Here is an 11,521-nt window from a genome sequence, read left to right as displayed (position 1 = left end):
TGCTCACGTTTTTGAATGCATCGGCAGGCTCATGACCTGCCGATGCTACCGCTGATCATCTATTGCTATCCCTGCCCGCTGACAACATGACGCACAAGTTATTCTGGTCCGCCCCCTATCAGACTGAACTCGACACGACCGTCACGGCAGTCGATGGTGATCAGGTACAAATCGCGCAGACCATCTTCTTCGCCTTCTCCGGTGGCCAGGAGAGCGATGCCGGCACGCTGGGCGGCCATCCCGTGCTGCAGGCCGAGAAACGCGACCAGACCATCGTCTACACGCTGCCATCCGGACATGGCCTGCGGGTCGGTGATGCGGTTCACCTGCAGATTGACTGGGCACGCCGCTATCGCCTGATGCGCCTGCACTTTGCGGCCGAGATGGTGTTGCAGCTGGTCTATCAGATGCGGCCGGGGATCGAACGCATCGGCGCACACATCGCCATGGACAAGGCGCGCGTGGACTTCGCCAGCGACACCAGCCTGGCGCCGCTGTTCCCCGCCATCGAGGCGGCGGCGCAGGAGCTGGTGGCGGCGGGATTACCCATCGTCACCGCATTCAGCGATGAAGCCGCCGGCCGGCGTTATTGGGAAGTGGAAGGATTTGCGCGCATGGCCTGCGGCGGCACGCATCCGCGCACCACCGCCGAAGTGGGAACACTGCGACTCAAACGCAAGAACACCGGACGCGGCAAGGAACGCATCGAGATCCTGCTCGATGCGCCCGCGTGATGCCGCTGAGCCTGGGGAATTTTTCGCCTCGCTTGAGGACGACGACTGAGCGGAAGGCTCAGGTCTTGTAGTCGTACTTCATCTGCTGCGCGATGAGGATATCCTTGCTGGTGCGTTCGCACAGGGTCACGTAATCGGTGAGCGGCTGCGGAGGCCGCATGCCCTCCTCGATCAGGCGCTGGTTGTCGAACAGCACTTCCTCCGCCGCAAAATAGCCATACGAACGAATCGCCTTCAACACGATGCGCTTGTTGCAGGGACCGATCAGGTCCTTGAAACGGTCCTGCATCTGCAGGAAGCTGTCGTAGTGGGTCTGGCGGTAGCGTGACATCTTTTCCTCACCGGTGCCGACGCTGATGGCTTCATCGATTTCGCCGAAGGTGCAGGCATGATTGGGACCGGACGAGATGTTGTAGGCCGAGTATTTCAGCGTCGGTTTTTCCAGCAGCAGGTGCAGGGCTTCGGCGCAATAGTCCACCGGGATCACGTCGATCTTCTGGTCCAGCTCGCAGGGGAAGGCCTGCAAGGCGCGCGCCAGGCGGAAGACCCAGTAGATGCTGCCCGAGGCGGCGCATCCGAGTTCGGTATGGCCGACCACGATGGACGGCCGCGCGATGACCAGCGGCAATTCCGGCAGTTCGGTGCGCAGGCGTTGTTCGGCCTCGTATTTGCTGGCGGTGTAATCGAGGTAGTGCTCGACGTCATCGGCAGGAGAATAGTCTTCCGACACCGGGCGCGGCGCGTTGCGGCCACAGGACATGCCGGTACCGATCTGTATGAAGCGCCGCAGCGGGCGTCCGCGCGAGAGGCCGTGCGCCATGGCGAGCACGCCGTCGACGTTGGTGGGGAAGATGGAACGATGACTGCCGAAGGAGGCCAGAGCCGCCGAGTTCACCACATCGCTGACCTGCAGCAGGCGCGGATCATCGATCCAGCGCTCCACCCCGGTGAGGTCGCCGCACAGGATCTGGTCAGGCAACAGGCGCTGCAGTTCGTCCTCGCTCACGCCGTGCAGGCGCAGGTTGGCCGCCAGGCGCGCGCGCCCTTCGTTGCGATTGGCCGACCTGACCAGGAACAGCGAGCGCTCCCAGCGTGGCGTGCGGATGAGACGAGCGGCCAGCGCGCCGCCGATGAATCCGGTACTTCCGGTTAGCAACAACATAGACGATGAGAGTTCCACAGATAAGGAAGCAAGGACCGGCAAGCCCCCATGCCGGCCGGTGAAATGAGGGCGCGAATCCGTGCCTCTTCCCCTGAAAATGGGGCAAAAAATTATAAGTGAGACGATCACGGAATTGAACCAGTCCAATTGGACTGGGCGCGCCTGCGTACCGCTTCCAGCTGGAAAAAATTTACATCCTGCATCAGGCATTTCAGTCCAAACGGACTGATTTCTTTTGCGAGTGCGGCCATTAGAATTCGGTGGATGTTGCCTCGCCCGATTTCCCTCCCCCACCTGACCGCCACTTCATGGCAACGAGGAGTTTCCTCATGCCGCTTGCGCCCGCGCTTCTCCTTCCCAGGTCGTCGGCCGTGACGGAGCACGTCCATGTGCTCCCCATCCATCGCCGCGTGCGGCTGGGGATGGAAGGCGGCATCGTCGCTGCCAGCGTACTGCTGCTGGTGGCCACGCTGGCGGCGCGTTCGCTGTCCACCTACACCGCCTGCACGACGTTGCTGACGGCGCTGCTCTGTGGCGGATGCTTTGCGCATCTGCTGGTGCGCGAACGATGCGGGCTCCCTGATTCACCGCGGAAATCGACGATGCTGGCGACGCTGATCGTGTGCGTTTTCCTGGCGGCGCTGTCGGACACCGGAATGGTCCACGGACAACGCGGGAATGCGCCGGGGGCGCTGGTGAGTGCCTTGCGCCATGGGGTGCTGCCGCTGGGCCTCTTCAGCTATTGGCTGGTGTTCTGCGGCCCCATGTCCTTGCGCTGGCGTGCGGTGCTGCCGTTTGTGCCGATGCTGGGATGGCTGTGCTTTGCGGCGATCCGCTCGGCGCAGGCCAGGCAGGTGCGCTGGCCGTGGGCCTCTCCGGGTCTGTCGGCGTGGGGCGAGGCGGCGGTGCTGGTGGCGTTGATGGTGATGCTGTTCGCGGCGGGGCTGGTGTTGTTGAAGCTGGTCAAGGCTTATCTGGTGGATGCGGGGATGCGGTCACGGGCGTTTGGGGATTGGGATGCGGGGGCGGTGTCGCGGTCGCCCAGATAGGTTCGGGTGATGCGGTTGAGCAAGATCCTTCATCACCCTCATCACCGATAATTAAGCGCGGTTGGCCGTCTCAGCGGGCCGCTCCGGCAGGCGCAAACGTGGCCTCTGCACGCATCGTATAATCGGTGCCGACGTATTTTTCTGCCGCTACTTTCCCGTCCCCCGTATTCCATCACCTGGAGTCACCGTGCGTGCGTTCCGTCTTCCGCTGCTGTTCGCTGCGACCTTCTCCGTTTTTTCTTCCTTCGTTGCCCTGCCCGCTTGTGCGGACGAACTCCGGGTGCTCGCCGCCGGGGCCATCGCGCCCATCGTGCGCACGGTGGCCGCCGACTTTGAGCGGCGCAGCGGCATTCACGTCACGGTAGCCAACGCAACGGGTGGCGTCGTGGACAAGCGTGTGCGATCGGGTGCGGCAGCGGATGTGGTGGTGGCACCGGATGGCGTGTTGCGCGGACTGGGCAAGGACGGCTATCTGAATCTGGCCAGCGAGCGGCCGATTGCACGGGTGGGGATTGCCGTGGCGGTCAGGCAAGGCGCGCCCTCGCCTGCCATCGCCACCGTGGCGCAATTCAGGAAGGCCTTGCTGGACGCGCCTTCCGTCGCAGTGATCGATCCCAAGGCCGGCGGGTCGAGCGGCATCTATCTGGAAAAATTGTTTGAACGGCTTGGCATCGCCGGTCAGATGCACGCCAAGGAAGTGCTGGTGCCTGGTGGACTGGTGGCGGAAAAACTGGCGGATGGAAGTGCGGCGCTGGCATTGCATCAGCAGAGCGAGATTCTGCTGGTCAAGGGGGCGAAGCTGGTGGGGCCGTTGCCGGCGGACATTCAGAATTACACGGTGTATGTGGGGGCGGTGGGGGCGCGCACTGCATCCGGTGCGACAGGGCGGGCGTTTCTGACCATGTTCGGAGAGGAATCGGCGCGCAGGGCAATGGTGGAGCATGGGTTGCTGCCTGAGGGGGACTGACGCATCTGTTCTTGCGAAGGACACCAGACCATCCCGGGAGTAAGATACCGCGAACAAACATCCCCCAGCAGGAGCCAGGCATCATGAGCGAACGTCGCGTCCCTCCCGTCAGTCCGATTCGTGGCATACAGCCGCTATCGGAGGTCAGCGTCAAACGGACTTATTTTAGGCAGCTGAATCAATGGCGCAAGATGTCCGAGAAATATGCCAAGGAGAGGAAGGCGCGGGAGGCCAAGGAGCAGGATAAGTAAGCCGGAGACTGAATTTGCCGGGATGTGGCAACGCGCTGACAACATCCATCGCCCATCCCAGCTGCTCCTGTCCCAAAGGCCCGGTTTGCCGGAGCAGGACAATCCCGCGTAAAATTCGCGGCCTCGCGGGTGAAGCTCAATGTTAGAGCAGAAGCTTCCCAATTTTTTTAATGGGCCAGACACGCTTTTCCACGCGAGACCTGCGTCCGAGATAGCAAAGCCTGCCCTTCATCGATTACTTCGGTGCGCATAACTCCCTCCGGACTTTCACCCGTATATTTCAAAACCACACCTTCCTGTTCTACGTCCATTCGAAAATAATAATCCCACGGACAGCACTCGATCTCCCCCTGGGTCTTTGTCTATGGAATCGACGTCGCCCGGAGAATATTCGGATGTCAAACATGATATGTTCGAAGCTTCAGGGGAGGTAAGTTCACTCAAGAACGACCTATTCACATAAAGAAGATCGGGCTGCCCGATAAAATTGACAAAAATACAATGAACAGCAAGGCGGATACTATAGTAATCGGTGGCGGACTCGCGGGTATGACTGCCGCTTTACGTCTATCGAGGGGCGGAAACAAAGTCATACTCGTGGATCACGGCCTACCGGACGCAAAGGGGAATTTGGGAGGTTTCGCGAAGTTCTCCGGGGCCAAATTTTCATTGCCACCTGCAGGTCTTGGTTTGCTTCCGGCCGTGTCCGGCTCTCCGCACACCCTGCAAGAAAAAATAGGGGAAGTTTGGTCTCTTCTTGGTCTGACAGACTACAGTGCGGGAACCTCGCTTGATTTTTCCCTGGAAGAGACTGTTTGTCTGCCCCTCGGTACCGTCTTGCGTCAATACCGTTCTGTATTGCTATCACCGAGCGAAATGGACACTCTTTTGCAGCGTCTAACCTCAGCTCTTGCAGAATGCGTCCAGATTGTAAAAGGTCAAGCAGTCAAACTGATGAAGCGGGGTACCAGTTGGGAAGTAACGGTCTCCGACAACAATGCGAATAAGTTTGCGATTTCTACCTCCACAGTTTTTTATGCGGGAGGACGCCATTCTTCTGCGATCCTGAGGGCCGCGGGCGCATCAACCGTATCCGGCAAAGGGCTCGATCTAGGTATGAGGATCGAATTCGCCGACTCTCGCGCTCTATCAAATTTGCGAACGTTAGGACCAGACGCCAAATTAATCAGTGGCAAATGCAGAACTTTCTGTCTGAATGTGCCGGGCTCAGTCTACCGTTATCCGTACGGGAACATAACTATTCCTGGCGGAGTGGTCGCAGGCAAACTAGAAACGAAAGCGAACGTCGGATTATTGGCTCGTGTGTCTGACAAAGCGATCTTAGGAGACGTCGCAAAGAAGTGTGAAAGATCCTATATGGAACTGCTTACATACTCGGACCAGTGGCGGACAGGCCCTCCTCCCGAGGATAAAAATTTTCTCGCTCAAATATATGGCGGGGAAATTTCCTCCCAGCTGCAAGATTTCGCCGCTGAACTTGAAAGATCAAGAATGCTTGATTGGTCCGTTCCCTATAAGATACATCTGCCTCTCATTGATTGGCATTGGGACGTTTTTTGCCATCCGGGCTCACACCGCACGACCTTAGAGGGAGTCTTTGCACTTGGCGATAGCGCAGGACATGCACGCGGTCTCATGCAGGCGGCCTTATCAGGATGGATTGCTGCAGAGGAGCATTTAAATGCAAATACCAACTAGGGTTTGGGATCCGTTATATGGTCGAATTGATTTCTCAAGATACGAATATAAATTGATCATGCTCCCGGAGGTCCAAAGGCTACGTAACGTTCGGATGTGCAATATAAACTCTTTACTGGTAACCGGGGCATCTGAGATATCTAGGTTTGAACACACGATCGGAGTACTTCACCTAGCTAATGAATGGCTGAAAAAACACCATGTATCAGATGAGGACGGCGCTGCCTTCAGGGCGGCCGCAGTTTTGCATGACATGCAAACTGGGCCATTCGGACATTCGCTGCAATATGTCCTTGAAGATAATGAAATCGATGGTGATTTTATCCATGATGATATCGATCATGGCCGCCGCAACTCATTTCACCAAGACTTAAGTGCTGGTGCGACCTTTGCAGGACGCACCTTCGGCGCCAATGAGCTTTTAGGCAGCGTCCTAGTGAATGTAAGCTCCCTAATAAAAGGGAAAGGTCGCTTAGGTCCGTTGATTGCGGGAACTATGGATCTGGACAATATTGATAATGTCGTTCGATTGGCATATCACGTGGGCGTTGCGACACAAGCTGATGCGAATCTCGCACGTCATCTCGCGGGTGACATTGATGTGGCAGATGGAATTCTGACATTCTCGATGTCAAGCGTAGAAAAAATTGAGCGATGGCAGGAGATAAGGAAGAATTTGTACAACTTGCTCTTACTGGACTGGGCTGAATTCTCAGCAAAGGCGATGTTTACAAGAGCAGTTGAACTTGCGATAAAAGATCATCTATTAGGTGCTAATAGCTGGGTGCATACGGATGCGGAACTCTTATCTATCCTCGAAAAAAAAGGAATCGGGGAATATCAATTCGTCGGAGAACTTATTAAGAGGATTCGCCTAGGGGACCTATTTGAACCTATCTGCCTTCTAGAAAGTGAGTCAGTAGATAAATACAAAGTTCTTTCCGCTGCTGAAGAAAAAGCGAGGGTTGAAACCGCTCTTATCGAGTTTGGAAAAAACATTCTTGGCATCAATATCCGCGTTATTTTCCATTTGATTTTAGATGTTGGAAAAACTCGGCGTTCTGTCAAGGTAAAAATCAGAGACTCGCACGACGGCATTGTAGAAATTGGCGGCGAGAGTAAAAGGCTACTTATCGGCGTCTTCGTTTCAAAAAAAGGCCTATCCGAAAAGGCAATGAATATGCTCAATCAAAAAATTTTGGAGCTACTAGCAGCTTATGAAGTAAGAAACATTACCCCCATCGCAGATCCGATGGGTGAGCCGATCATCGAAAAACTGGATAAAGGCCAACTTGACCTTCTATGATCTCTGCAAGAATCAAACGGCAACTAGAGACCTTGGATTGGGACTTTTCTGAACACCTGCAAGGCACTAGCAAAGCAATACATTGGTACCCTGGAACCTTCCCTTCTGAGATACCTACAACCTTAATTCAAGCTCTTTCTGTAAAAGGCGAGCTAGTCTTCGACCCATATGGTGGCGTAGGAACGACTGCTCTAGAGGCCCTTCGTCAAGGAAGAAAGGCGTGGCTGGTCGAAGCGAATCCGGTGGGATGTCTGATTGCATACACCGCATGCGGCCTAATTTTATTGAAATCACAAGAAGAATCTATTCCGTCGATTCTTTTCGAACTGTTACGAACGAAAATAACTGCTTGCATCAACAGCTCGGAGGTACCGGATCGAATAGCTACTGACGAGCACATACCTAAGATTTCTGATCGCTTTCTTACTCAAACTGTAGAGCCCTCGCCAGCTCGATTTTTAAGGGCGCAAAATAGAGAGATCAACTGGAAGAGTTTGGAGAATTGGATCGCCAGAGAGACCATTACTGACATAAGAAAGCTTACTGATACGCTTAACAGCAAGTCTTTAGGTAGCTTTGGCCAACTCCTTGCGCTGACGATGATTTCAGCGGTACTTCGGCCAGCATCTTCGCAAACTCAAAGTTGGGGGCACATTGCCGACAACGTTTGGCCTAAAAAATTTGAGAAGAAAGACTTTTATAAATTGTGTCTTAATTGGTTGAGCCGTACTGAGGGGATTATAAAAAAAACGGTGATAGACAATCATCCCGGAAAGTCGCAAAGCGGTATCGTATTCTGGCTTTCCTCTCATTGCTGGCAGAAAGGCAAGAAGCCCAGAGTTTCTCCAAGTGTACCTGCCAGTGTTCTGATCACCTCTCCTCCATATGCAGGCGCAATTGACTACACTTTGTCTCAGCGGCTATCGCTCTACTTACTTGGCTATACAGAAGAAGAAGTTAAGAAACTTTGCGGCCTGGAGATTGGCGCAAGACGCAAGCGATTTTTGGCAACGTCAAAAAATGATTGGGCGAATGATCTCGTGGAGGCGTTAGAACAACAAGCATCTTACATGTCCGAGGACGGATCGTTTGCATTCGTCCTGCCACATAAAGATTCTGGACGTGAAATCGGCCCTTCCAATATTGAGGAATTCTTGGATTCAAAAAATTGCCCGAAGATAATGGAAATTGAACGATCAATTATTCAAGGTCGTGCAAGGCAATCGTGGACTTCCATCAAGAAAGAAATAATTCAAATTTACAGCTATTAAAAACTTAACAGAGCTGCGATGAGAAAATTGCTAATACTCGTTGGTTTACAAGGTGCGGGGAAGACCACGGCATTAAAGTCAGTGAAGAATATCCAGGTTCTGCGGCCATCAACCTCCAGGCCGAAAAGAGCGGGAGAAACGGATGAATACCATTTCGAAAGTAAATGGCAAGCAACCGACATGGCTTGGTCCATAGATCGAGGGGTGAATAAATATGGAATGCGCCAAACCGAACTCGATCAAATTAGGGAGGCGGGCATCACAGTTTTTGATCCCGGCAGCATTGGAAAGTTAGAGTCACTAAGAGCGACTTTGGCCTTTGAGGTTATTACAATCGGATTAGATACATTAGAAAACTGGGACGATCAAAAAACTCGCGTCAACAAAGACTCTAATAGGATTGCTAGAGACCAAAGGACATTCGACCTTGAGCGCAAAGTAGTACTCAATTGCGATGTTGTTTTAACCGGCGACATGGTGCAAATCGAAGATGGTCTCGATGCGGTTATTCGAACAGTCTGTGGACGAGGTGGTTTGCTAGAAAAAGAGTCGATCAAGCGATTGATTTCTGCCGGCACCTTATTGAGAAACGCCGAGTTAAGCGGCGCGGAGACCGCCAGTTACGACCTCAGTATTGCTGACGTTTACTGGTGCCAAGGAAAATATCTGGATGTAAAAAATACCAATGGCGCAGTGCTTATTCCCCCCTATTCATTCGTACTGGCGCAATCCGTAGAAGAAGCATGCCTCCCTCGTTTTATCGCCGCCAATTTTGACCTTGCGGTTTCCATGTTTCTCGATGGAGTAATTCTGTCTAATGGACCGCAAGTTGATCCAGGCTACCGAGGTGCTCTATTTTGCATGCTTTACAACACTAGCGATAATGTGGTGCCAATCACACCAGGAAAAAGATTTGCCACCATCCAATTCTGCACGACGGCGAGCATTGCGCAAGGTTATGACGGACAGTATCAAAACAAAAAGACCTTCCGCGATTTTGTCACAGCGAGGGCTGCAAATAGTCCAGGCGGGAAGATTCTAGAGCGAATGACCGACCTTGATTCCAAACTGACAGGCATGTTTGGTGGACTACGAGATGAGGTCACTAAAACAGCAAAGGAAGGGAGAGATGAACTCCATAAATTTGCATCTCTATGGGCAACGATGCTTACGGGTGGATTATTGACAATTGCCATTTCTGCGGCAGGTTATGCGTATTTCATGGCTGATAAGGCTAGCAGTGCCGCAGATAAAGCAGCAGCTGTAGTTGAGACAGCAACCAAACAAAGCGAAAAATTTGAAGCAACATTAAAGGCCGCCGAAGAAAAAATTTCCGCGATGGACGTTCGCAAGAGTCGAGCAAAGTAATATCAAACGGCAGTCTAGGTATGATTTTCACATTATGTTGAGGGACTTTATGCTTTCCATTGCGGTATTTTCAGGGTCATCTTCAGGCCTCGATCCGAGTTATGGGGAAAGCGCACGAGAACTGGGCCGGGCACTCGCGAAGTTAAAAATTCGTTTGATTTGCGGTGGCGGTGATACTGGTTTGATGAAGACTCTTGCGGACGCTGTATTAGAAAGCGGAGGGAATGTTTTAGCTGTGGTCCCTGAAGAAATGGAAGGCAAGGAAGCTGTCAATAAAGGGGTTACCCAAGTACAAATCGTGCCCACTATCAGTGATCGGAAAAGAAAGATCCAAGAAATGGCGGATGGTTTCTTAGTGCTACCCGGGGGCGTTGGGATGATGGATGAATTCTTTTATGTTTATTCTCAGGCGAAGTTGGGCGTTCACGCCAAACCAATTGCTCTATTGAATACGAACAGTTTTTTTTCGCCTATTGCTGCGATGCTAAACAACATGGTTTCTCAAAATTTCATCAAGGAGAAGCATATGGCTTTGATATCGTTTTGTGATGATCCGACGAAACTGTTAAGCGACATTATCCATAGTCTCCAAGAGTAAAATGATAGCGTTTTCCCCCTCGAGAACAGTGTTAGGGCAGTTGCCTTCCGACGGAAGATAGAATGATGCTTTTCGAAAAATCACATCATATTTTCGAAATGCCTCAACTCACCAATGCGGCAAAGAAGCGGCTTGACCGGCCTTGATCTGCCCCGAATTGAAATGACCCAGCCAGACCTGTTCACACTATGCGGCTAAAGCAAACGCCTCAGCCGGCGTCTCCATCCCCAGCGCCTGATGCTGTCGGCGGTGGTTATAGAAGCTGATCCAGTCGCCGATGATGCAACTGGCATGCTGCAATGTTTCGAAGAGATGCCGATGAGCGCATTGCTCCTTCAGAGTTCTCAGGACGCGCTCGACCATACCATTCTGCTGCGGCCAATGCGGCGTGATGTGATTAAACAATGCGAAACGGCTGTTGACCGCAGACATAACCCTGCGCTCAGAACGCAATGCACCTGCATAAGGGCCATATGGCTATCCATCGAAAATATGCCGCTAGGCATGAAGCCATCTGTTTGCCCACCTATGCTAATCCCGCGTAAAATACTTGGTCCCGCGGGTGTAGCTCAATGGTAGAGCAGAAGCTTCCCAATTTCATTCTCTTGGCTTGCAAGCGGCTTCTACGCTCGTATTTGCGCGTCCTCCCAAGATTTCTCCGCGGACTGGGGCGTCTGGCCGAATCAAATTACCATCTTAGTATTCACACTAGACAAGAACGTTCTAATCTTATGTACGGTCCTCGAAGACTGTCCTCGTAGACACTTAATCTTGGGACAGCATTCCGGCAGGCCACTTGCAGCCGACATCATCCGCTCCGAAATTGTGAGGAGCGATGTAGGTAACAATATGGTCCTCATCAAAATCACTTCAAGGGGGCAAGTCACTCTCTTCCCTTAGGTTAGTACTCCCATCTCCGAAGGACATACCTCCCCTCGGAGATCTACGCCCGGTATTCTCCGGCGACTTGCACGTGGGTCAATTGCATGCAAATTGACCCATGTTGAATTGCATTGAAATCTGACCCACTTTCTCAGGAAATTTGCATCCTAAGTTGACCCATGTTTAGACCACAATCCTGCTCATGACAGCGAGC

At 52.9% G+C, this 11,521-nt stretch carries 11 protein-coding genes; 9 read left to right on the top strand and 2 right to left on the bottom strand.

Annotated elements, in window-relative coordinates; all coding sequences use genetic code 11:
* Positions 1-86: 86 nt before the first annotated feature.
* Positions 87-734, top strand: a complete 648-nt coding sequence (locus tag J2X56_RS20290; protein ID WP_310162121.1) for an alanyl-tRNA editing protein — start codon at positions 87-89, stop codon at positions 732-734.
* 58 nt (positions 735-792) lie between these two features.
* Here J2X56_RS20290 and J2X56_RS20285 read toward each other — a convergent pair whose 3' ends face one another.
* Positions 793-1,896, bottom strand: coding sequence for an SDR family oxidoreductase (locus J2X56_RS20285; protein WP_310162119.1), 1,104 nt, complete (start codon positions 1,894-1,896; stop codon positions 793-795).
* A gap of 389 nt (positions 1,897-2,285) precedes the next feature.
* Here J2X56_RS20285 and J2X56_RS20280 point away from each other — a divergent pair, with 389 nt between their 5' ends.
* From J2X56_RS20280 to J2X56_RS20245, 8 genes are all read left to right on the top strand, one after another.
* A complete protein-coding gene (locus tag J2X56_RS20280) occupies positions 2,286-2,945 on the top strand; it encodes a hypothetical protein (protein ID WP_310162117.1) in 660 nt (219 codons plus the stop codon).
* Positions 2,946-3,132: 187 nt separating this feature from the next.
* Positions 3,133-3,912, top strand: a complete 780-nt coding sequence (locus J2X56_RS20275) for a substrate-binding domain-containing protein (protein WP_310162114.1) — start codon at positions 3,133-3,135, stop codon at positions 3,910-3,912.
* Positions 3,913-3,995: 83 nt separating this feature from the next.
* The gene (locus J2X56_RS20270) at positions 3,996-4,163 is read left to right on the top strand and encodes a hypothetical protein (protein ID WP_166675557.1); all 168 of its coding nucleotides are present in this window, start codon (positions 3,996-3,998) and stop codon (positions 4,161-4,163) included.
* A 501-nt stretch (positions 4,164-4,664) separates the two neighbouring features.
* Positions 4,665-5,882 (top strand): FAD-binding protein, encoded by a 1,218-nt coding sequence (locus J2X56_RS20265; RefSeq protein WP_310162111.1) that lies wholly within the window; start codon positions 4,665-4,667, stop codon positions 5,880-5,882.
* Positions 5,866-7,188, top strand: a complete 1,323-nt coding sequence (locus J2X56_RS20260) for an HD domain-containing protein (RefSeq protein WP_310162108.1) — start codon at positions 5,866-5,868, stop codon at positions 7,186-7,188. The genes J2X56_RS20265 and J2X56_RS20260 overlap by 17 nt, the downstream gene beginning before the upstream one ends.
* Entirely contained in the window at positions 7,185-8,459 is a 1,275-nt protein-coding gene (locus J2X56_RS20255) for a DNA methyltransferase (protein WP_310162105.1), read from the top strand. The genes J2X56_RS20260 and J2X56_RS20255 overlap by 4 nt, the downstream gene beginning before the upstream one ends.
* A gap of 18 nt (positions 8,460-8,477) precedes the next feature.
* The gene (locus tag J2X56_RS20250) at positions 8,478-9,827 is read left to right on the top strand and encodes a dCTP deaminase domain-containing protein (protein WP_310162102.1); all 1,350 of its coding nucleotides are present in this window, start codon (positions 8,478-8,480) and stop codon (positions 9,825-9,827) included.
* A 49-nt stretch (positions 9,828-9,876) separates the two neighbouring features.
* The gene (locus J2X56_RS20245) at positions 9,877-10,425 is read left to right on the top strand and encodes a TIGR00730 family Rossman fold protein (RefSeq protein ID WP_310162099.1); all 549 of its coding nucleotides are present in this window, start codon (positions 9,877-9,879) and stop codon (positions 10,423-10,425) included.
* Between the two features lie 186 nt (positions 10,426-10,611).
* On the opposite strand, the gene J2X56_RS20240 is transcribed toward J2X56_RS20245, so the two are convergent.
* Positions 10,612-10,857: an integrase core domain-containing protein gene (locus J2X56_RS20240; protein WP_310162097.1), complete on the bottom strand. Its 246-nt coding sequence runs from the start codon at positions 10,855-10,857 to the stop codon at positions 10,612-10,614.
* Between the last annotated feature and the right edge of the window lie 664 nt (positions 10,858-11,521).

It is taken from the genome of Herbaspirillum sp. 1173, from assembly GCF_031455335.1.
Classification (GTDB): domain Bacteria; phylum Pseudomonadota; class Gammaproteobacteria; order Burkholderiales; family Burkholderiaceae_D; genus Herbaspirillum; species Herbaspirillum huttiense.
The sequence above is the reverse complement of the archived record's forward strand: the minus strand, read 5'-3'. Positions and strand labels throughout refer to the sequence as shown.

Coding starts and splice junctions, on each gene's coding strand:
- J2X56_RS20290 (WP_310162121.1), top strand. CDS start 87: ATGACGCACAAGTTATTCTGGTCCGCCCCCTATCAGACTGAACTCGAC.
- J2X56_RS20270 (WP_166675557.1), top strand. CDS start 3,996: ATGAGCGAACGTCGCGTCCCTCCCGTCAGTCCGATTCGTGGCATACAG.
- J2X56_RS20245 (WP_310162099.1), top strand. CDS start 9,877: ATGCTTTCCATTGCGGTATTTTCAGGGTCATCTTCAGGCCTCGATCCG.
- J2X56_RS20255 (WP_310162105.1), top strand. CDS start 7,185: ATGATCTCTGCAAGAATCAAACGGCAACTAGAGACCTTGGATTGGGAC.
- J2X56_RS20265 (WP_310162111.1), top strand. CDS start 4,665: ATGAACAGCAAGGCGGATACTATAGTAATCGGTGGCGGACTCGCGGGT.
- J2X56_RS20285 (WP_310162119.1), bottom strand. CDS start 1,896: ATGTTGTTGCTAACCGGAAGTACCGGATTCATCGGCGGCGCGCTGGCC.
- J2X56_RS20250 (WP_310162102.1), top strand. CDS start 8,478: ATGAGAAAATTGCTAATACTCGTTGGTTTACAAGGTGCGGGGAAGACC.
- J2X56_RS20240 (WP_310162097.1), bottom strand. CDS start 10,857: ATGTCTGCGGTCAACAGCCGTTTCGCATTGTTTAATCACATCACGCCG.
- J2X56_RS20260 (WP_310162108.1), top strand. CDS start 5,866: ATGCAAATACCAACTAGGGTTTGGGATCCGTTATATGGTCGAATTGAT.